Annotated in this window: 21 protein-coding genes and 1 pseudogene; 20 read left to right on the top strand and 2 right to left on the bottom strand. The window is 56.1% G+C overall.

Translation table 11 applies throughout. From position 1 onward, the window contains the following. The 4 genes from LBR61_08640 to speE all read left to right on the top strand — a co-directional run. Window positions 1-241: hypothetical protein (locus LBR61_08640; protein ID MDR1732146.1), on the top strand; the 241-nt coding region annotated here is incomplete at its 5' end. A gap of 268 nt (window positions 242-509) precedes the next feature. Further along, a complete protein-coding gene (locus tag LBR61_08635; protein MDR1732145.1) occupies window positions 510-980 on the top strand; it encodes a PIN domain-containing protein in 471 nt (156 codons plus the stop codon). Then, window positions 973-1,158: a hypothetical protein gene (locus LBR61_08630; GenBank protein ID MDR1732144.1), complete on the top strand. Its 186-nt coding sequence runs from the start codon at window positions 973-975 to the stop codon at window positions 1,156-1,158. Before LBR61_08635 ends, LBR61_08630 begins: the two co-directional genes overlap by 8 nt. Before the next feature lie 144 nt (window positions 1,159-1,302). Beyond that, a complete protein-coding gene (gene speE, locus LBR61_08625) occupies window positions 1,303-2,166 on the top strand; it encodes a polyamine aminopropyltransferase (GenBank protein MDR1732143.1) in 864 nt (287 codons plus the stop codon). Window positions 2,167-2,250: 84 nt separating this feature from the next. On the opposite strand, the gene LBR61_08620 is transcribed toward speE, so the two are convergent. Beyond that, window positions 2,251-2,946, bottom strand: a complete 696-nt coding sequence (locus LBR61_08620; protein MDR1732142.1) for a lipid-binding SYLF domain-containing protein — start codon at window positions 2,944-2,946, stop codon at window positions 2,251-2,253. Window positions 2,947-3,039: 93 nt separating this feature from the next. Then, a complete protein-coding gene (locus tag LBR61_08615; protein MDR1732141.1) occupies window positions 3,040-3,315 on the bottom strand; it encodes an HU family DNA-binding protein in 276 nt (91 codons plus the stop codon). A 360-nt stretch (window positions 3,316-3,675) separates the two neighbouring features. Between LBR61_08615 and prfB the strand changes: the two genes are divergently transcribed. From prfB to ltaE, 16 genes and pseudogenes are all read left to right on the top strand, one after another. Continuing rightward, window positions 3,676-4,771 (top strand): peptide chain release factor 2 gene (prfB, locus tag LBR61_08610; GenBank protein ID MDR1732140.1). Its coding sequence is split into 2 segments (ribosomal slippage): window positions 3,676-3,744 and window positions 3,746-4,771, totalling 1,095 coding nucleotides; the frame shifts between segments, so codons are not numbered across the junction. 194 nt (window positions 4,772-4,965) lie between these two features. Beyond that, window positions 4,966-6,621: a peptidase S55 gene (locus LBR61_08605; GenBank protein MDR1732139.1), complete on the top strand. Its 1,656-nt coding sequence runs from the start codon at window positions 4,966-4,968 to the stop codon at window positions 6,619-6,621. An 18-nt stretch (window positions 6,622-6,639) separates the two neighbouring features. Beyond that, window positions 6,640-7,290, top strand: a complete 651-nt coding sequence (gene tmk, locus LBR61_08600) for a dTMP kinase (GenBank protein ID MDR1732138.1) — start codon at window positions 6,640-6,642, stop codon at window positions 7,288-7,290. A gap of 4 nt (window positions 7,291-7,294) precedes the next feature. Next, on the top strand, window positions 7,295-7,738 hold the full coding sequence (locus LBR61_08595; protein ID MDR1732137.1) for a DUF327 family protein: 444 nt from the start codon (window positions 7,295-7,297) through the stop codon (window positions 7,736-7,738). Beyond that, complete coding sequence (locus LBR61_08590) at window positions 7,714-8,586, top strand: hypothetical protein (GenBank protein MDR1732136.1); 873 nt, start codon at window positions 7,714-7,716, stop codon at window positions 8,584-8,586. Before LBR61_08595 ends, LBR61_08590 begins: the two co-directional genes overlap by 25 nt. A 292-nt stretch (window positions 8,587-8,878) precedes the next feature. Then, window positions 8,879-9,247 (top strand): annotated as a pseudogene (locus LBR61_08585) (hypothetical protein). Window positions 9,248-10,072: 825 nt separating this feature from the next. Continuing rightward, window positions 10,073-11,017 (top strand): signal recognition particle-docking protein FtsY, encoded by a 945-nt coding sequence (gene ftsY / locus LBR61_08580; protein ID MDR1732135.1) that lies wholly within the window; start codon window positions 10,073-10,075, stop codon window positions 11,015-11,017. A 48-nt stretch (window positions 11,018-11,065) separates the two neighbouring features. Further along, a complete protein-coding gene (locus tag LBR61_08575) occupies window positions 11,066-12,220 on the top strand; it encodes a hypothetical protein (GenBank protein MDR1732134.1) in 1,155 nt (384 codons plus the stop codon). After that, window positions 12,213-12,716, top strand: coding sequence for a DUF4416 family protein (locus tag LBR61_08570; protein ID MDR1732133.1), 504 nt, complete (start codon window positions 12,213-12,215; stop codon window positions 12,714-12,716). The genes LBR61_08575 and LBR61_08570 overlap by 8 nt, the downstream gene beginning before the upstream one ends. Window positions 12,717-12,865: 149 nt before the next feature. Next, window positions 12,866-14,161: an adenylosuccinate lyase gene (purB, locus tag LBR61_08565; GenBank protein MDR1732132.1), complete on the top strand. Its 1,296-nt coding sequence runs from the start codon at window positions 12,866-12,868 to the stop codon at window positions 14,159-14,161. 29 nt (window positions 14,162-14,190) lie between these two features. Further along, window positions 14,191-15,117 carry a tyrosine-type recombinase/integrase gene (locus LBR61_08560; GenBank protein MDR1732131.1) on the top strand — a complete coding sequence of 309 codons (927 nt, stop codon included), beginning with the start codon at window positions 14,191-14,193 and terminating at the stop codon, window positions 15,115-15,117. A gap of 40 nt (window positions 15,118-15,157) precedes the next feature. Then, window positions 15,158-16,006 carry a purine-nucleoside phosphorylase gene (locus LBR61_08555; GenBank protein MDR1732130.1) on the top strand — a complete coding sequence of 283 codons (849 nt, stop codon included), beginning with the start codon at window positions 15,158-15,160 and terminating at the stop codon, window positions 16,004-16,006. An 8-nt stretch (window positions 16,007-16,014) separates the two neighbouring features. After that, window positions 16,015-17,001, top strand: a complete 987-nt coding sequence (locus LBR61_08550; protein ID MDR1732129.1) for a M23 family metallopeptidase — start codon at window positions 16,015-16,017, stop codon at window positions 16,999-17,001. A gap of 237 nt (window positions 17,002-17,238) precedes the next feature. Further along, window positions 17,239-17,784 carry a chemotaxis protein CheW gene (locus LBR61_08545; protein MDR1732128.1) on the top strand — a complete coding sequence of 182 codons (546 nt, stop codon included), beginning with the start codon at window positions 17,239-17,241 and terminating at the stop codon, window positions 17,782-17,784. A gap of 14 nt (window positions 17,785-17,798) precedes the next feature. Further along, the gene (locus LBR61_08540; GenBank protein ID MDR1732127.1) at window positions 17,799-18,629 is read left to right on the top strand and encodes a PHP domain-containing protein; all 831 of its coding nucleotides are present in this window, start codon (window positions 17,799-17,801) and stop codon (window positions 18,627-18,629) included. Between the two features lie 27 nt (window positions 18,630-18,656). Then, a complete protein-coding gene (gene ltaE / locus LBR61_08535; protein ID MDR1732126.1) occupies window positions 18,657-19,697 on the top strand; it encodes a low-specificity L-threonine aldolase in 1,041 nt (346 codons plus the stop codon). Window positions 19,698-19,719 lie beyond the last annotated feature (22 nt).

The following is a 19,719-nucleotide window of genomic DNA, read 5'->3' as shown; positions in this document are numbered from 1 at the left end:
CGTCCCCCGGGTGGAGTGGAGCCTGCCGGACGGAAGCGACCATGCGCAGGATTTGGACCCGGCGGTGACCTGGTCCTGGATCGTCACGGGCAACAGGAACGTGATTATCGACGACGACGACACCGGCAAAAAGCATCACGGCGGGTGCAACGCGGGCTTTTCAGCTTTTTCACTAAGCCTGATGACGCTGGCGCTGATTCCGGTCCTGACTCTGGAGCGAACGGGAAAGAAACGTCGCTGAAAGAACAATTGAAAGAACGTTAAAAGAAAGACGAGAGGGCGGCCTTCGGGCCGCCCTCTGTTAATGGTGCGCCCGGCATGACAGGTTTGGCAGCAGGAACTGTGGGTGTCCGTTGCTTCACGAAATCTCCGAGCCGACGCAGATTGAGGTATTGCACCGCCTTTCCGAACTGAACCGCCTGCGCTACAATGGGGAAGTGGAGAAAGGGCTGCACTGAGGGTTGGAGGGCGCGGTCAGTTTATGATTTTTTCGACGGGGGGCGATTCCGATGAAAGGATTGCGCGTGTATCTCGAAACTACCGTGTTCAACTACTATTTTGACGAAAATCGTCTCGGACATGCAGAAACGGTAAGGCTGTTCGAGGCGATCAGAAATGGGGCAATGGAAGCGTATACTTCGATTTACGCTCTCTATGAGATTACGAATGCGCCGCCGGACAAACAGCGTAAAATGTTGCGTCTCATTGAAAACGACGAGATTCGAGTCGTCCAAAATACCGACGAGGTAAATCGTCTCGTGGACAGTTATATACGTAACGGATTGCTCTCGGAAAATCACAGATTGGATTGTTCTCATATTGCAATCGCTTCGGTATATGGGCTTGATTGCGTTTTGTCTTTCAACTTCAAGCATATAAACAAAATCAGAACAAAAAAATTCATCAATCTCATGAATTTGAAAGAAGGCTACAAAGAAATATTTATCTGCACGCCTATGGAGGTGTTGGAAGATGACTAACCAGGGACTGTTCGACGAGGATATAAGCGATTTGCGGGTACGGCTTTACGAAGAAACGAAAAACATGACGCCGGACGAACTCAACGAGCACATTGATCGGCAGGTTCGGCTGATGTTCGAGAATCACGGTATGCAACCTCACTTCGAGGCGAAGAAACAACAAAAATTCGCGGTCTAGTTTAGAAATATTTCCGCCTGGATTTGCAGAGGAGGTTTTTCCGCGCCGAAAAAGAATCAGGGAGGATTTCAGGAGCATGACCGATTCGCAGGCGGGAAAAAGTGCTTTAATAAAACAATTGGATTTGAGATCGGAGGTCTTTTGATGGCGGAAACATCGACAACTGCAGTGGTACGGGCACGACGCAAAAACGAACTCTGGCTTACGGAGGAGCAAACCGACAATTTGCGCCTGTCCCTGAGAACCAGCGGGATTCTTTTTCAGAAAAAAACTCCCTACCAGGAGATTCTCGTGGTCGAAACCCCGGAGTACGGCCGGACGCTTGTCCTCGACGGGGCCATACAGCTGACCGAACGAGATGAATTCTGCTACTCGGAGATGATGGCCCACGTCCCCCTGTGCGCCCATCCCGATCCGGTCCGGGTTCTCATCGTGGGCGGAGGCGACGGGGCCATTCTCCGGGAGGTTTTGCGCCACTCCGGCGTGGAGCGATGCACCCTGGTTGACATCGACAAAGAGGTGATCGACACGTCGAAAAAATATTTTCCCGCCACAGGCTGCGAGCTGGAGAATCCACGAGCGGACATTCGCTGCATGGACGCTTTGGAATACATCAGAACCACCGAAGACCGCTTCGACGTCGTCATCGTTGACAGCACGGACCCCGTGGACTTCGCGGCCGGTCTGTTTCAGGCCCCTTTTTACAGGGCCATCCGCGATATTTTAAATCCCCATGGAATAATGACGGAACTTACGGAATCTCCCTTTGCCGACACGGCCCTCATGCGGCAGGCAATAAAACAGATGCGCTCCGTTTTTCCTCTCGTTCAGATGTACTGGGGCGCGGTTCCCACCTATCCTACCGGAATGTGGACCTACGGCGCGGCCTCCCTGGGACCGGCCCCCTCGACACCTTTACGGAACGTAACGGGAACTCGCTATTACACAGACGCAATCCACCGCGCCGCCTTCGTGCTTCCGCCCTTCCTGACCGAACTGCTGGAGTGATCCGGCTCCGAAACAGGAAGGGAAAACGGCAATAAGAAGACCACTACGGAATATCTTATCTAAGGAAGACTCCGTATTCCTGCTTTATTTCTTTTTGGCCTTTGATACCTTTTCAATCGCCCGAATCAGGGGTTGGATACGTTTGTCCGTCGCCGGATTTTTCAGAGCCTGATCCGCGCTCGTTTCTTTCTTCCAGTATTCCTTGTTGCGTTTGACGCTGACGCTGATGACCGAGCCGTCCAGGGAAACACCCGCGAAGAGGCCCTTCGTCAGAGAATAGCTGTATATGGAAGCTTTCATCTGACCGTCGGTGGCCGCCTCTCCCCGCCTTCCCACGGGGCCGGCGGCAATCGCCACGTCCCCGCCCAGCTTGGTTCTGCTCTTCAGAAAAGCATCCACGCCGGCCTCGTTGGTGATCACCAGCACGAAAGAAATTTTCTGCGCTCCGATCTGCAAACCCACAGACCCGCCGCCAAGGTTATAGAAACTGGGGCCGTACCATTTTTTTCCTTCTCTGCGCAGAATGAGCCCCTCGCCGTACTCGCCGCCGATGATGAAACCCGCCTTCACGAAACCGGGCACGAAAGCGACAGCCCGGGCGTCCTGCAGAAGTTCTCCCATACTGCTGGCGTCCTCCTGCCGGGACATCTCGTTCAAAACCTCAATGGCATCTTCGATAAGACTGTTCGCCGTGGAATCGGCCTCGGCAGAAGAAACAAACAGGAAAACACAGAGCGTTATCTTCGCCAAAATCGCCAGAAATTTCACCGATCGTTTCATTTCAATTTTCCTTTACTGCCGCTTCCAAACACCAAAAAGACGAGTTCCTTTGCGGGCTCGCCTTTTTTTCTGAATTTGAAGCCAGCCGCGGAATCAGACGACGCTGTCTTTGAGAGCCTTACCGGCTTTGAATACGGGAACCTTCCTCGCGGGAATATGGATCACTTTTTTGGGATCCTGGGGATCGTGCCCGTCACGAGCGGCCCTCTGGCGCACCTCAAAAGAACCGAACCCGATAAGCTGTACCTTATCGCCGCCGGAAAGGGCCGAGGTTATGGCATCAAACACCGCCGTCACCGCAGCTCCCGCGTCCTTCTTCGTCATCCCCGCAGATTCCGCAACCTTTTCGATCAAATCTGTTTTTGTCATTTTCGACTCCTCCTTCAAAACATTCATACCTGCAACATATCCCTGTTCTTCTGCACGAAACATCGCTGCTGTTGCCGAAAGCGCTTCGCCCTCCGAAAAATACACTTCCGGAAAAAAGCCGCTCCCAAAATCAGAAATACCCATTATTTTTAACGCATTGCGGCCCTGTGGTCAAGAGCCGAAAAGCAATCCGCGGAAAATAAATTCATTTTCCACAGATTTTGGTCGCCGTTTTTCTGCCGCGCCCGTTGTCCTTTTGATGAAAAGAACCGTTTTTTGCTCCGAAGCGACCTCCCGTATTTCGGGATATTACGTTATTATTAGGACGTGTGTTTCAATTTACGTTCGTGGAGGTACTGAATGATACAGGCAAATGTTTCCGTATTGGAAGAACTGCGGTCCCTGAAGCAGGAACTGCAGGACAGTCTTTGACCTGCCCGCTCTGAAAAACAGGGCTTCCGAACTGGAAGCGGCGACGGCGGCGGAAGATTTCTGGTCCCAGGAGGGCAGCCAGGATGCTTTAAAGGAACTTTCCGGCATTACGCAGCGTCTCGGAGAATGGGAACGGGTCTGTCGGGAAATGGAGGATCTGGACGTTCTCGACGAAATGCTGCGGGAGGGCGACGACCGCGAACTGCAAAAGGAATTTGACGCCCGGACGGCCGAACTGCGCCGCGCTCTGGACCGGCATCAGCTCATGATCCTCCTGAACGAGGAGTACGATGCCGCCAGCGCGATTTTGACGGTGCACGCCGGATCGGGAGGGCTGGATTCTCAGGACTGGGCGGAGATGATGCTCCGCATGTATCTGAGATGGGCCGAGCGGGACGGATTCAAAACAACGGTCATTGAGGCCTCCTCGGACGAAGAGGCGGGGATCAAGAGCGCTACGGTACTTGTGGAGGGCGAATATGCCTACGGCTATCTCAAATCCGAAAAGGGAGTCCACCGACTGGTGCGGATTTCTCCCTTCGATTCGGCCCATCGCCGTCACACCAGCTTTGCCTCGGCGGGAGTTTCCCCCGAACTGCCGGACAGCGTGGAGGTGGAAATAAGGCCCGAAGATCTGCGGGTCGATACCTTCCGGGCCAGCGGAGCGGGCGGGCAGTACGTCAACCGAACGGACTCGGCGGTTCGGATTACGCATATTCCCACGGGAATTGTGGTAAGCTGTCAGAATGAGCGCTCTCAGCACATGAACCGTCAGGTCGCCATGCAGGTTCTGAAGAGCAGACTGTACGAGCGCGCCATGCAGGAGCGCAGCGAAGAACTGGCGGCCGTCGTGGGCGACAAAAAAGAGAACTCCTGGGGGAATCAGATCCGTTCTTACGTGCTGCATCCTTACACGCTGGTCAAGGATCATCGCACGGGAACGGAAAAGGGAAACGTGCAGGCCGTTCTGGACGGCGACATCGACGATTTTATTATGGCTTATCTGCGATGGAACAGGCAATAGAAGCCTCAGGACGGAAGGACGTCGTTTTCCGCGCAGGTTCCGCAGGGGGCAAATACAACAGCCACAGATTTGGAGTTATAAGTTTGAATTATTTAAAACGGAGTTTTTTATATAGTTTCATTATTGTTTTTTCGGTGTTTTTGTCTCAGGCGTCCTTTGCCGCCCCCGCGGCATTCATCCCGGAACAGCCCGTCATGCCGGCGAGCCGTTTGCGTCCGGGAATGCGGGGCTACGCGCTGACGGTGCTGAAGGGGACGAAACCCGCGCGTCTGCCGGTGGAAATTGTCAGCGTCATTCCACGAAAGGACTCCGCGAAAAACGCGGTTCTGATACGCGTGCTGCCCTCTTCTTCCAGGGCGGCCGGCAGCTTCGCCCAGGGCATGAGCGGCTCTCCGGTCTTCATTGACGACAGGCTGGTCGGGGCCATCGGGACAGGCTGGAACTTCAGCGACCACAAAACGGCGCTGGTGACCCCCATAGAGGCCATGCGCGGCGTCTTTTCCCATCCCGACGCGCCGAAGCTTCTCAAATCTTCCGGGCAGGAGAAAACCTCCGATCGAGCTTCCGATCTTTTTCTGTCGTCCTCAACCCTCACAGCGGGAGGCCTGAGTCAGGAATCCGCTCTGAATCTGGGAGAGCGGCTGGGAGTTCCTCTGGAGTCGGTCCCCTGGGATGCCGCCGGGGATCTTCCGGTGAAATCTGAAAAATTCCGCCCGGGAGACGCCATCTCCGTGCTTCTGGCCTGGGGAGACGTGGAAATTTCCGCCACGGGAACGGTGACAGCCACGTCAAAGGACGGACGTTTTCTCGCTTTCGGACATCCGTTTCTGAATCGGGGAGCGGTGAATTTTCCCGTGGGAAAGGCGTATATCCACGACATCGTCTCCAGCAGGCTGTTTCCCTTCAAGCTTGCCTCTCCCCTTTCCCTGACGGGCACGGCCACTCAGGACCGGAATGAGGGCATCGGAGGGCGAATGGGATACTTCACGCCCTCTATTCCGGCGACTCTGACGTTTTTGGACCTGGACGCCGGCAATGGGAAACGAACTGAAAAAAAATTTCGCATGGCGCCGGACGAAACCCTTGGACCGAAACTGCTGGAGGGCATTTACAAAGGGCTCCTGGACGATCAGTGGCAGCGCCGGGGACAGGGAACCCTGATGGTTACGCTTCGGGTGGAAGGTCAGGGCATGACGGAAGGGTGGACGCGGACGAACATGTTTTTCTCGGAGAATGACGCCAGCAGCGTCGCTCTTCGGGAATCCGCCGCGATCATGGAACTTTTTCTCCGGCAGCCCTTCAGGGAAATTTTCCCCGTGGGATTTCGACTCGACGTCTCCGCCACACAGGAGCCCAAAATCCTGCTCATCGAGGACGTCAACGTGTCTTCCGACGTAAAACCGGGCGATACTCTGGACGTGGAGGTCACATTGCGCCCCTGGCGGCGTTCTCCCGTCAAAAAGAAATTCGAGCTCACCGTTCCCAAAGACGTCACGGGAGTCTGTGAGCTGGTGGTTCGGGGGGGAGGAATAAACTCCCTCACCCAGACGGCCATTGAGGGAGGCTGGAAGTCCATCGACGGTTTTGCCCGAATGATGAAGGAGATTTCCGCGGTGGACGCCAACAACGAACTTATCGTGGAACTGCTGCACGACCGGATCGGGTCACTGGAGGACCGGCAGACCGCGAAGGAAAAAAAGAGCTCCGCGGAGCTTCTGCCGGAAGAAAAAGAGTTTCTCAGTGAAACGAAAGCCCGACGGATTAAAGAGGGAACTTTGCGCATTTCACGCTCGGAGTACGTGGTGGACGGCATCATGAAACGCGTAGTCAACGTCGCGGGCGAAAACTGACCGGAGCGGGAAAAATTTATGGCGGCGAACAGGGATAACGGACAGGGCGTTTTTATCACATTCGAGGGAATCGACGGCTGCGGAAAAAGCACTCAGGCGGAACGTCTGGCCGCTTTTCTGAAAAAAACTCCCGGCGCGGAAGGCGTTTTGAGAACCTTCGAGCCAGGCGGATGGAAGGGCGGCAGGCTCCTGCGGGACCTCCTGCTGGGAGACACTCCGCTGGGACTGCGGACGGAACTGCTGTTGTTCCTGGCGGACCGCAGCGGGCACCTGGACGCGGAGATTCTTCCGGCGCTCCGGCAAAAACAGTGGGTGATTTGCGAACGTTATACGGATTCCACCTTTGCCTATCAGTCCTGGGGCCGGGGAGGTTCCTTCAGCGAGATGGAGTCGCTTTTTCAGTGGTGCCGATTTCCGGTCCCCGACCTGACGATTTTTCTGGACATCGACCTGGACGCGGCTTTTTCCCGGCTGACGGCAAGAGGCGGAACAGATCGCATCGAGTCCGACGGCAGGGCGTTCATGGGCAGGGTGGCCGAGGGTTTTCGAGAGCTGGCGAAAAGGGCTCCCGAACGAATCGTCACCGTTGATGCGGGCCGAAGCGTGGAACAGGTTGCGGAAAACGTGAGAGAACACGTAACGGCCCTCCTGGAAACGCTCAGAGGATGATGAAATGAAGGTCGGCCGGGGAACGGACAGCAAGGTAGAGCATCAAAGCGGCGGGAGCGGACGTTACCACTCCGGCGCTCAGTCTCTGTCGCCGGTGAGGGCTTCCTTCGCGGACTCCATGGAGAACATGACGGAAGAAATGGAGCTTCAGGCCCTTCTGGACCACCTCGACGCCGTCACTCTGAAACTGTCGGTTTTTCCGGCCGAAGGTCTGTTGATGGAGTACAAATCCATCCTCAGAGAACTTTTGAAGAAAATCATGAAGGGATTCAACCTGCGCCGGGATCTGAAATGGCGGCGCAGCGACCGCGCCACCTACGTCACGGTCGAGAAGGCGGAGGCCGCCATGGCGGAACTGGAACAGATATTCTCGCAGGAAAGCAACAGAACGCGCACGCTTCAACTTCTGGAGGAGATAAAAGGATGCCTGATCTCACTCCTGTTTTAGAAAAAAATATTGCGGGAACAGAGGAAATCTCCTTCAGGGAACTTCCCGCCTGGAGGGAAATCGAAAAAAACTTTCTCGTGGGGAAAATTCCCCACTGCTGGGCGATCCGCGCTCCCGCCGGGTGGCATGGAGAAATTCTGAAGGCCATGTCCCATTTGTATCTTTGCGACAACGGAAAGGGGAACGACGGCTGTCCGGGGTGTCGGGCCTGGAGCGCCACGGAGGAAAAGGGCGAAACCCACCCCGACCTGACCATGGCGGGGACTTTTGAAAAAGCCGCTGGCATCGATGCCTGCAGAGCCCTGATCCAGGAGCTGCCGCTGAAACCGGTGACAGCGAAACGCCGCCTGGGAGTTCTGCCCTCGGCGGAAAAACTGCTGCCGGCGGCGGCCAACAGTCTTCTCAAAATCACGGAAGAACCGCCTTCCCACGCCTGTATTCTCTTTATCATGGAAGGCGACGATTTTCTCCCAACGCTGCGGAGCCGTTCACGTTTTACCGTTTTGACGGCTCCATTCTCCCTTTCCGCGAAGCCGGCCCCCGACAATGACGTGGAGTGGCTGGCCTGGCTGGAAAAAATGAAGATGGAAGGAGCGAAGGAGGACGAGCCGGATATTTCGGAACTCCTCTCCAACTGGGTTTCATACGCCATGCAGACAGAAAGCAACGGAAAAAGCAATGGAGAAAACAATAGAGAAAACAATGGACTGATGAAAGCGGCCCGCATGGAAAAACTGCGACTGCTTGTTGAACAAAAAAAACTTTCACGCAATATGATTTGCGATCTTTTAATTTTGACGCTCAGGGAGGCTCTTCCTTTTGAATATATATCTGGCGATATTTGGTAAACCGCGGTATCTCGGTCTTGTGAACATCGCCGACACGGCCACTCCGGTGACCGGACGGTGGGTCGTTCTGAAAACGGTGCGGGGACTGGAAATGGGGCAGCTGGGCGGCTCCCTCTCCCAGGAGCAGGCGGCGAAGTACAAAGCGTCCTGCCTCGAAGACTCGGGGGAAGAACAAACCCGAACTCCCGAGCCCATGCTGCAGGAAGTGGAATTCGTCGAACAGGCGGGAGAACTGCAGGTTCAGGAATATTTTCTGCGGCGGGCGGACGAAGAGACCGTGGTCGTTCGCGCCCGTCAGATTCTGAAAAATCATCAGCTTCAGATGAAACTGGTGGACGTGGAGTACACCATGGACCGAAAGAAGCTGTTTTTTTATTTCACCTCCGAACAGAGAATCGATTTTCGGGCCTACGTCCGGGACCTGGCGAGAGAATTTCGCATACGCATCGAAATGCGTCAGATCGGCGTTCGCGACGAAGCCAAAACCGTCCACGGAATCTCACCCTGCGGACGTCCCTGCTGTTGCAGTTACTGGCTCCATCGCTTCACTCCCATCAATATCCGAATGGTGAAGGAGCAAAATCTCGCCCTCAATCCCACAAAAATCTCGGGGATCTGCGGCAGGCTCATGTGCTGTATGGCCTATGAACACAACACCTACAGCGAACTCTGGAAATCGTTGCCCAGTCCGGGTTCCAAAATTCGAACGCCTCAGGGGAACTTTGTCCTTGAGGGCGTGGACCTGCAGTCGAAAAACGTCCTGATTCGCTTCCCCGAGGGGCGGGAAGTTCCCGTGGCCATCGCGGAGTTTGAAAATTTTCGGGAAGTCGTCCTGAATGGCGGAACATGGGAGAAAAACGTTCCGGAGGAACCGGTCAGACGTCCTCCCCTGCTTTCCGCAAAAAAACCCGGTTCTCTTTCGACAAAATCCTCTCTCCTTTCTTCTTCTGCTTCTTCTGCTGCCCGGGAGGACGCGCCAAAATACAAAAAACTCAAGCCGGAAAAAATCTCCATTGAGGAGCACCTGGCGGAACGCGAGGACTCCATTGAGCGTCCCGCTCCTCCCCGGAACCTGAAGGACAGGCTCGCGGCCCGAAAGGAAAGCAGAGATCAGGCCCCTGGAGAAAAAGCTGGAGAGAAGGCTGGAGAGAAAGAACTCAACGAAGTCAAAGGGAAGGAACCTCGGGAAAAGGAGAGCAGAGGTCGGGATGGCGCCGGAAACAAACAGGCTCGACGCAGATCGGACCAGCGCCCCGCACGCTCTCCGGAAAAATCCGGAGGTCCCCAGGCCCAGGGTTCCCGCAAAGAGCGTCCCCGTCCTCCGGAAAACCGCAGAACTCCCCGTACTGACGCGCCGAAACTCTCAGGCGGAGAAAGCGGCGGCGGCGAAGAAAAGTCCGGAACTCTCCGACGTCGGTCCAGACGTCGTGTTTCCGGCGAGGCGAGGCGGAAAAAAACGGAAAATCCCGGAGAGGAGAAAGGATAAATGGCCTTTTTCAGCAAGCTGAGGAACAGCCTCAAAGAGGTTCGGGCCCGCTGGAGCGCCGGCATCGCTTCTCTCTTCACCTCCGCTCCCGTGGACGACGCCTTCTGGGACGAACTGGAAGAACGACTGATCTCCGGCGACGTGGGGGTGGACCTGTCCGAAAAAATCGTGGCGGATCTGAAGCAGGAAGTCAAAAAACGAAACGTGACCTCCAGCGATGAACTCAGGGAAATCTTCGTCTCCATGATAGCGGAGCGGCTTTCGTCCATCGAGGGGATGGGGCGGCCCTTTACGGTGGACGATCCTCCTCTGGTGCTTCTGATGATCGGGGTTAACGGCAGCGGAAAAACCACCTCCGCCGGAAAGCTGGCCACACAGTTTCTGAGCCAGGGGAAAAAGGTCGTCATGGCCGCCGCGGACACTTTTCGGGCCGCGGCCACGGAACAGCTGCAGGTGTGGGGAGAGCGGGCGGGAGTCAGAGTCGTCGCCCAAAAACAGGGCAGTGATCCGGCAGCGGTGGCTTTCGACGCATGGCAGGCCCTGCGGGCCTCCGGCGGGGACGTTCTGATCGTGGACACGGCAGGGCGTCTGCACGCAAAGCATAACCTGATGGAAGAACTTAAAAAAATCTACAGAGTCCTGGAGCGCGAAGCGGGAGCAGAGCACATTCAATCCATCCTCGTTCTGGACGCGGTCATGGGGCAGAACGGCCTGGCCCAGGCGGAGACCTTCAACCGCGTTTTGCCCCTCTCCTCCGTGATCCTTTCAAAATACGACAACACGGCAAAAGGCGGCATCGTGCTGTCCATCGCCTCCGGGCTGAAAATTCCCATACGCTACATCGGACTGGGCGAGGGAATCGAAGACCTGAGTCCCTTCGACCCCGCGGAATTCGCCGCCGCTCTTATGGGCGGAGCGGATACCCTCGATGACAACGAGCCGTAATGTGATGAAACGTAAAAGGATCATCGACAGGAAAGGAGAAAAATCGCCATGAGCCCCGCTCACGATCAGTCGCTTCAGTCTCTCTCCTCTCAATCCAGTCTTTTGGTGCTGCTGAGGACTCTTTACAGAATGGTGCTGGATTACTGCGTACTGAGGGGACCGGGAGAATCCGACAAGGCCCTCATTTTTACAAAAGATCAGCTCATTTCTCTCATCGAACGCAGCAGTCCGGACACCTCCATAGAAGACCTTCCCGGGCTCGCCGCCCGCGGGCTTTTCAAACCCGTGACGCCTCCGGAGCCGGAGAACACACGGGTCCTTCTGGTGGAAGAGGGCGGTTCCAGCGTCTCTTCCATTCGGGAAGCGCTCCTGATGGGGCCCAGTTTCCCGGAATGGTGGGGGATTCCCATTCCTCTGGCGATGTTTTTCTCAAAAAAACTGTACTTCAACCCCACGGCCAACGCTCTGTTCGGGCCGAACCTGAAACGCATGGCCACCTGTACGCTCCCCAATAAAGACGAGTTTCTGGTGGAGCTGGAGGGGGCGAATTTCCCCTGTCTTCTCACCTTTCGTCGTCTCGATGCCCACACCTTCATGCTGGAGGACAGTACGGGAGACGCCGCGCTGGCGGAGGACATCGCCTGGTGGGCTTCCATCGGAAAGGCCTGGACCGCCACCCTGGACGAAAAACGGATAAGCTACCGCCGCTGTACGGAATCGGAGGCCGCCGCTCTCCAGGGAGAGGACGACACGATCCTGCCCTGCGAGTGGGAAGGCCGGCTTCTGGGCTATTTCTGCGTGGAAAACCCCAAAACGAAAAAAAACAAAACCTCCTCATCAAAACGCGACCCCGAAGGAGAAAAAAATCTCGAAGAAAAACGCGCTCGGCGTCCTTTGAAGGTGAAAGGAAGCGCGTCCGAACGTGGAACAGGAGGAAAGAAATCCCCGGTTCCCGAAGGGACGAAAAACTCCTCCCGCGGAGAGGCAAAAACACATCAGAGAAACGCTCAGGGCGAAACCCGACAAAGACGAAAGCGGAGCGCGGAGGAAAAAGAAAAGGATCCGCTTGGAGCTCTCGGACCTCAGACCATGGCGCTTCTGGCTCCGGAGTCGAATTTCCTCTCCGCCGGCAGTCCGGCCGCTCCTGAAAAAACGGAGCGCCTCAGACAAACGAAAAGGAGTCTGAAAAAAAACGATGGGTGACTCCAGAGTTAAACTCATTGCCGGTATTCTTCATCCTGACGGGGAATGGCTGAACTGGACCATCGGGGAACTGACCGAACTCTGGGGGAAACCGGAGATTCAGGCGGGGCCTTTTCCCTTTACGAATACGGACTACTACCGAGACATCGCGCCGCGTTTGTTGCGCAGCTTCGTCTGTTTTCCGGGGTTTTTCGACGCCGGAGGGCTGGCCGACTGGAAACGGGCCTCCGGACAGATCGAAGCCCGAAGCCGGACGCCCCGGGCGGTCAACATCGACCCGGGATATGTGGACGGAGCCCGGCTGGTTCTGGCCTCCACCAAGGACCACGCGCACCGCATCTACCTGCGGGACCGGATTTACGCCGAGGTGACGCTGCGCTACCGGTTCGGAAAATGGGTTTCCTTCGACTACACGTTCCCTGATTTTGCCGGAGGCGCTTACGACGCTTTTCTTTCCGAAGCGCGCCGGTCCTGGCTCAGGGAAAGAAAAAAATAAAGAGAAAAAAATAATTTCGTATTTTTTCTTCCGTTCCCTGTAAAAAAGCCCCACGCACGTGTAATATACAGGAGAGATTCCAAAATGACCGTGTACCCGATGCGTTTTTTGAGTTTCTGATACTCGGGTTTCTGAAAGGGGAAGGCGAATTGATCGATCGTTATATGACCGGGGAAATGTCTGCGATATGGAGCGAAGAAAATCGCTTCGAGGTGATGTTGCAGGTGGAGCTTGCCGCCTGCAGGGCATGGAGTGAAAAAGGACGCATTCCCCCGGAGGCGCTGGAGGAAATTCTGAACCGGGCCGCGTTTGACCTGAATCGCATCCGGGAAATTGAGAGCTCCGTCCACCATGACGTCATCGCCTTCGTTTCCTCGGTGGCCGAGAAGGTGGGAGAAAGCGGACGCTACATCCACATCGGTCTCACCAGCAGCGACGTTCTGGACACAGCGTCTTCGATCATGCTGAGGGAGTCGCTTCAGATCGTCAAAAAAGCGACGCTGGACCTGGACGCCGCCGTGACGGAAAAAGCCCGCCAGTATAAGCACCTCCCCTGTATCGGCCGCACTCATGGAATCCACGCCGAACCCATGACCCTTGGACTGAAGTTTTTGAACTGGCATGCCGAGCTGGAGCGGGATCTGGCCCGTCTGGACCTTGCCATCTCTCAGATCTCCGCTGGTAAAATATCCGGAGCGGTGGGAACCTACGCGCTCTGCCCCCCTGAAATCGAAGCCCGGGTCTGCGAGATTTTGAACCTGACCCCCGCCGGAGTTTCCAATCAGATTCTCCAGAGGGACCGGCACGCCGTCGTCCTGAACGCCATCGCCCTGCTGGGGGCCGGTCTGGAACGCATGGCCACGGAAATTCGCCACCTTCAGCGCACCGAGGTTTCAGAGATTTCCGAACCCTTTGGGAGTTCACAGAAGGGCTCCAGCGCCATGCCCCACAAGCGCAACCCCATACGCAGCGAGCGTGTCTGCGGATTGGCGCGGCTTCTGCGGGGATACGCCATGACCGCTCTGGAAAACATCGCTCTGTGGCACGAGCGGGACATCAGCCATTCCTCCACGGAGCGGGTGATCTGGCCGGACGCCTTTCACGCGGCGCATTTCATGCTGCTGGATATGGCGGACCTGATCCGGAAACTCGCAGTGGATGAAGACCGGATTCAAAAGAACCTGGCCGGTACGGGAGGGCTGGTCTACAGTCAGCGGGTCATGCTGGACCTCATCGACGAACTGAAGGTCCCCCGTGAAACGGCCTACAAAATCGTTCAGGAAAACGCCATGCGAACGGCCGCCGGCGAGGGGAATTTTTTCGACCTGCTGAAAAACGACAGCCGCCTGAAGGGCATTATCGACGAAGCAAGGCTGGCCTCCCTCTTCGACGTGAAATTCTATACCCGTTTCGTGGACCGGATTTTTGAACGATTCCAGCTCTGAACGCCCCCGTCGGTGAGAGGATGAAGGTCATGGGACAGAAGTCAGTTAAAATTCGGAACGAACTGAGCATCGCCGAAGCCGAAAAACTTCTGGCCCGCTTTCGTCTTTATCTTTTGGGAGAACGGGGACGAAGCCCGCTCACCGCCGAGAGCTACACATCTGATTTAAAACAGTGGCTGAAATTCTGCGAGGCGGCCGGCCATCCGCCGTTTCCCCCCTCTCTGGCCGGCGTCAGTGAATTTCGGCGTCAAATGGACGATCAGGGCAAGCGTCGTTCTACCCAGCAGCGCTGTATCGCGGCCCTGCGTTCCTGGATTCACTTCATCGAGCTGGAAGAGTCCGAGGACCTGGATCTCGTCATGCCCGAGCTTCCGGAGAAGACGCGCCTGGAACCGCGCATTCTGAATGAGGCTGAAATCAAGCGTCTGTTCAGTGTCTGCACGGGAAGCAAACCGCTGCTCATCCGGGATCGGGCCATTTTCGAGATCGGTTACGGCTGCGGATTGCGGGCCAGTGAAATTTGCGCACTGGAGGTTCTGGACCTGGACTTCGACTCAAAACTTCTGAGAACCCTGGGGAAGGGCGACAAGGAACGGCTGGTCCCCTTCATGGGAGAAACGGCCCGAAGCGTGAGAATCTACCTCGACACCGTGCGCCCCGCCCTGAACCGCAGAGGGTTGAAAAGGGTCTTTCTCTCCTTTTCGGGACGCCCTCTGAGCCGTCAGGACCTATGGCGTATTCTGAAAAAGCACGGCAGACAGGCGGGAATTACGGCCTCCCGGCTGTATCCCCACATTTTGAGGCACAGCTTCGCCACCCACCTTCTGTCGAGAGGAATGGACATGCGCACTCTGCAGGAGATGCTGGGCCACGTCTCCCTCCTGACGACTCAGATGTACTCCCATTTCGACGGGGAAATTCGAGACGCCTACGACCGTTTTCACCCGAGAGCATAAAGTAAAAAGAAAAAAACAGGAAAGGTGTTGTACAGAGACAATGTCCAACAACGAACATTACTATGAAAAAGTCGCGGAAGCCCTGGCCTTTATCCGCTCCATCGCCGGAGATTTCCAGCCCGCCACGGCCATTGTGCTGGGCTCCGGGCTGGGAAACGTCGCCGAGGCGGTCCAGGAACCGCGAATCATTGAGACAAAGGACATTCCCCACTGGCCTCGATCGACTGCCCCGGGTCACGCGGGACAAATCGTCCTGGGAACCGTCGAGGGACGCCCGGTGGCCCTTCTGAAGGGGCGCGTCCATTATTACGAGGGTTACGATATGAGACAGGTCACCTTTTCAACCCGGGTTCTGGGGATGTGGAAGGTGCGCCAGTACATCGGGACCAACGCGTCGGGTTGCATCGACGCCGCCCTGAATGCGGGGGATGTGGTTCTGGTTCAGGATCATATCAACCACATGGGGACCAATCCTCTGATCGGCTCTCACGAGAGCAAATGGGGAGTCCGCTTCCCCGACATGACCCACGCCTACTCCCCACGCCTGCTGAAGCTCTGCGAACGGGCCGCCGCGGCCGCGGGAGTCCAGGTTCACCGCGGAGTGTATATCGCCTTTTCCGGCCCCTCCTATGAAACGCCGGCGGAAATCCGGATGGCCAGGGTTCTGGGCGCTTCGGTGGTGGGTATGTCCACCGTTCCGGAGGTCATCGTCGCCAACGCCATGGGGATGGAAACAGCGGTTATTTCCTGCGTGGGAAACAAGGCCGCCGGACTCTCCGACGAAATCCTGACCGAAGAGGAAGTTCTGTCGGCCATGCAGGCCGCCTCCGACCGCATCGCCGCACTGCTGCGCGCCCTGATGAGAACTCTCAGTGACGAAAGGCTGTAAAGACGTTCATGATCCAGGCCGTTTTATCTGAAAACCGAACATTTTTCCCCGAAAGCACGAACCGAAAAACTCCTTTCCAACGGGGAACAAAAATTTTCAGCGCCCTTGTTTTTTCTCTGTGGGCGTTTTTCGCCGCCCGTCCGCTTTATGCCTCCACCAGCGTCACCTTTCCGGAAAGCTGGGACCTGGGGCAGGCCTTCGTGGTGGCCCTTTCTTCACACAGGCCCTTTGAAAATCCTTCCGTCACCTGGCAGGGCCGGGTGATCTCCCTTGACGTGGAGCCCGGACGGGAAGGCTACGTCTCCTACGCGCTTTTGGGGGCCCACGTCCGCGACGTCAAGGCCGGCAATCATCCGCTGAACTTTGATTTCACCCAGGATAATCGGCTTTTTCGCGTAAAATGCAGCATCGCTCTCAAAAATCGAAAGTATCCCGAAGAAGAACTGAAGGTCGCGAACAAAATGATCAACCCTCCAAAAAGCGAACTGGAGCGAATCAAACAGGAAAGCCGGCTGACAGCGGCCGCCCGGCGTACCATGACTGCGAAGCGCCTCTGGACAACTCCTCCAACGCGGCCCGTTCCGGGGGTTTTTACGAGTCGATACGGATACCGGCGCATTTACAACGGCGTCCCGGGGGGTTACCATGGGGGAACGGATTTTCGCGCCGCCGTGGGGACGCAGATTCGCGCCCCCTTTGCTGGAACCGTGGTTCTGACGGGAGATCATTACTACGCGGGGAAAAGCGTGTACATCGATTCCGGCAACGGCGTGATCAGCCTCTTCTTTCACATGAGCGAGATCGACGTGAAAAAGGGAGATTTTATCGAAAAAGGGCAGATCATCGGCAAAACCGGAGCTACAGGACGCATCACCGGCCCCCATCTGCACTACGGTCTCAGCCTGGGGGGACAGTACGTGGACGCGGCTCCCCTGTTCTCCACCAGCGTCACCGCGCTTTTAAAAGAAATGAAAACCGAGGTTGTGCGCCCATAAGAGGTTTGTGCGTCCAGTAAGAAGAGACTTCGGTAATTACGATTTTGTTGTGTATCTTCTCCTGCTATAATAAACAGTTGAATTCGATGAAATTTCCGCCCTGGTGCAGTCGGATTTCAGGAACGCCGGATCGTGAAGATATGTGGCTCTGAAGAACGTTTATTTAAAGCATCGAACGGAAGACGTCGAATGGCAGGTATCGGATCGAAAGTAAACGACACACAGGAGGTCGAGCAGATGGCTGTGCAGACGGGAGAGGTCGTCAGCACCTCGCAAAAGGAGATCAATCAGAAGGAAGCCAACCAGAAAGACGTCAATCTGGAGGCTTTGGGGGAAGAGCATATCAATCTGGTTTTCGCTCTGGGCAACGAGGATTTTGGAGTGGACGTCAATATCGTACGGGAAATCGTTCGGGTTCCTCCTTTCATTACCCGCGTTCCCAACGCGCCGAGTTACATACGGGGTGTCATCAACCTGCGGGGAACCATCGTGCCCGTGTTCGACACTCAGCTCAAAATTGACATGCCCTCGACTCCTCTGACGGAGGAAGCGCGGATTGTGGTTCTTTCCGTAAGCGACATCATGTTTGGGATCATCGTCAACTCCGTGCGGGAAGTCCGTACGATTTACGAGTCTCAGCTGGAGGCCGCCACCCGGCTTTCTTCCGCTATGGACAAGCGTTACGTCACGTGGGTGGCAAAACCGGCGGACGGTCGCCTCATTCTGCTGCTGGATATTTCATCGCTCTTCGATCTGGATCAAATCCTGGTCGAAGAAGCATAAACAGGGAAGACCATTTGCTCAGAATTGATCTTCATCTTCACAGTACTTTTTCGGATGGAATTTTCTCTCCGAAGGCACTGACGGATAAGCTCGCCCGGGCAAAGGTTTCGGTGGCCAGTCTGACGGACCATGATTCCGTCGACGGCGTCGCCCTTTTTCTGGCGTCCTGTCGCAAAAGGGCAATTCGTGCCGTGAGCGGGGTCGAATTTTCGGCCCGGCATGACGGGATACTTCATATACTGGGTTATCGTTTCGACATTGAAGACGCTGCGTTGAAGGCTGCTCTCGATAAGAACAAACGGGCCCGGCATGAACGCAACCTTCAAATCTGTCAGAATTTGCGAAATCTCGGTTTTGACGTGAATTTGGAGGATGTTCGCGCTCTGGCCGGATCGGATGTGATTGGGCGTCCTCATTTGGCGCGTCTGATGGTAAACAGGGGATACGCGTCCAGTCTTAAGGAAGCCTTCGATAAATATCTGAAAAAAGGCGGAGCGGCTTACGCGCCTCGCCCTCTCCTGCCGCCTGAAGAGTGCATCCGGCTCATACGGGGAGCGGGAGGATTGCCTGTTATGGCGCACCCTCTTCAGACGACGCCCGATCTCGACGACCTCCCACCCCTTTTGGAAAAGCTGAAAGATTACGGGCTGTGGGGTCTTGAGTGCTGGGCATCGGGCAGCAGCCCCGGGGAGATCTACCGGACTCTCGGGACAGCGGATCGTTTTGGGCTTTACCCCACGGCCGGCTCCGATTTTCATGGAGGGGATCATACCGCCCATGGAGTGGGAGTGGTGGTGGAAGAAAGTCTTTTGCCCTGGGCCCGGTTTTGCGGGGGATTGCAGTAAAAATCCCGAAAAGAGATGGAGGTGGCTTTGGTGTTTCCCATAGATTTGAAAAGCGATACGGTAACGAAGCCGAGTGAGGAAATGCGGAAGGCGATGTACGCAGCGGAGGTGGGAGATGACGTTTACGGAGAAGATCCCACTGTCCGGCGCCTTGAAGTCATGGCCGCGGAACTGTTGGGCAAAGAAGACGCTCTTTACGTCACCTCGGGAACCCAGGGAAATCTGGTGGCTCTCCTGACTCACTGCGGTCGGGGCGACGGCGTTCTTGTCGGGCAGGGCGCTCACGTTCTGAACTCCGAGGGAGGCGGTCTCTGCGCTCTCGGCGGTATGGTTCCCATTCCGGTGAAGGACGAAAAAGGGCTTCCCGCTCTGGCGGATCTGAATCACGTCATGAAACCGAAGGGAAACGTCCACCTCGCCTATCCCAAACTGCTTTGCCTCGAAAATACCCATAACAGCGGAGGCGGCCACGCCTCCACGCCGGAAGAAATTTACGAACGGGCTTCCTGGGCTCATGAACAGGGCCTGTCCGTCCATCTCGACGGGGCGCGGCTCTTCAACGCGTCCACGGCTCTGGGCGTAAAACCCGCGGAAATCGTCAGAGCCGTCGATTCCGTGCAGATCTGTCTTTCGAAGGGATTGGGCGCCCCCATGGGCAGCCTGATCTGCGCCTCGAAAGATTTCATCGAACGCGCCCGCTACTGGAGAAAAAAGGTCGGAGGAGGGCTGCGTCAGGCGGGAATTGTGGCCGCAGCGGGAATCTACGCTTTCGAACACAACATCGACCGGCTGGCGGAGGACCATGAAAACGCCCGCCGGATAAAGGAAATACTTCAAAAGGGCGGTCTGCGTACGGAGGAAGTCCGGCGCCCTACAAACATGGTTTACTTCGGAACGGCGGATGAACGAAGCGCGGACCGGCTTCTTGAGGCCTGCAAAAAACGTCAGGTCCTCTTCAACAAAACGGCTCCGGACACCTTCCGCCTGGTGACTCATCTGGACGTCAGCCGTGAAGAGGCCGTCCAAGCCGCCACAATCATCACAGAAGAGTTCAACCGTCAGCAATGAGTTGGCATCGGCCTGATTCAGA

The sequence above is a fragment of the Synergistaceae bacterium genome (assembly GCA_031272035.1).
In the GTDB taxonomy this organism is placed as follows: Bacteria; Synergistota; Synergistia; order Synergistales; family Aminobacteriaceae; genus JAISSA01.
This window is presented reverse-complemented; position numbering and strand designations above follow the sequence as displayed.

Bases quoted from the DNA above. Each gene is read 5' to 3' on its own strand.
- LBR61_08635 (MDR1732145.1), top strand. From the start codon at position 510: ATGAAAGGATTGCGCGTGTATCTCGAAACTACCGTGTTCAACTACTAT.
- LBR61_08630 (MDR1732144.1), top strand. From the start codon at position 973: ATGACTAACCAGGGACTGTTCGACGAGGATATAAGCGATTTGCGGGTA.
- speE (MDR1732143.1), top strand. From the start codon at position 1,303: ATGGCGGAAACATCGACAACTGCAGTGGTACGGGCACGACGCAAAAAC.
- LBR61_08620 (MDR1732142.1), bottom strand. From the start codon at position 2,946: ATGAAACGATCGGTGAAATTTCTGGCGATTTTGGCGAAGATAACGCTC.
- LBR61_08615 (MDR1732141.1), bottom strand. From the start codon at position 3,315: ATGACAAAAACAGATTTGATCGAAAAGGTTGCGGAATCTGCGGGGATG.
- LBR61_08605 (MDR1732139.1), top strand. From the start codon at position 4,966: ATGCCGGCGAGCCGTTTGCGTCCGGGAATGCGGGGCTACGCGCTGACG.
- tmk (MDR1732138.1), top strand. From the start codon at position 6,640: ATGGCGGCGAACAGGGATAACGGACAGGGCGTTTTTATCACATTCGAG.
- LBR61_08595 (MDR1732137.1), top strand. From the start codon at position 7,295: ATGAAGGTCGGCCGGGGAACGGACAGCAAGGTAGAGCATCAAAGCGGC.
- LBR61_08590 (MDR1732136.1), top strand. From the start codon at position 7,714: ATGCCTGATCTCACTCCTGTTTTAGAAAAAAATATTGCGGGAACAGAG.
- ftsY (MDR1732135.1), top strand. From the start codon at position 10,073: ATGGCCTTTTTCAGCAAGCTGAGGAACAGCCTCAAAGAGGTTCGGGCC.
- LBR61_08575 (MDR1732134.1), top strand. From the start codon at position 11,066: ATGAGCCCCGCTCACGATCAGTCGCTTCAGTCTCTCTCCTCTCAATCC.
- LBR61_08570 (MDR1732133.1), top strand. From the start codon at position 12,213: ATGGGTGACTCCAGAGTTAAACTCATTGCCGGTATTCTTCATCCTGAC.
- LBR61_08560 (MDR1732131.1), top strand. From the start codon at position 14,191: ATGGGACAGAAGTCAGTTAAAATTCGGAACGAACTGAGCATCGCCGAA.
- LBR61_08555 (MDR1732130.1), top strand. From the start codon at position 15,158: ATGTCCAACAACGAACATTACTATGAAAAAGTCGCGGAAGCCCTGGCC.
- LBR61_08550 (MDR1732129.1), top strand. From the start codon at position 16,015: ATGATCCAGGCCGTTTTATCTGAAAACCGAACATTTTTCCCCGAAAGC.
- LBR61_08545 (MDR1732128.1), top strand. From the start codon at position 17,239: ATGGCTGTGCAGACGGGAGAGGTCGTCAGCACCTCGCAAAAGGAGATC.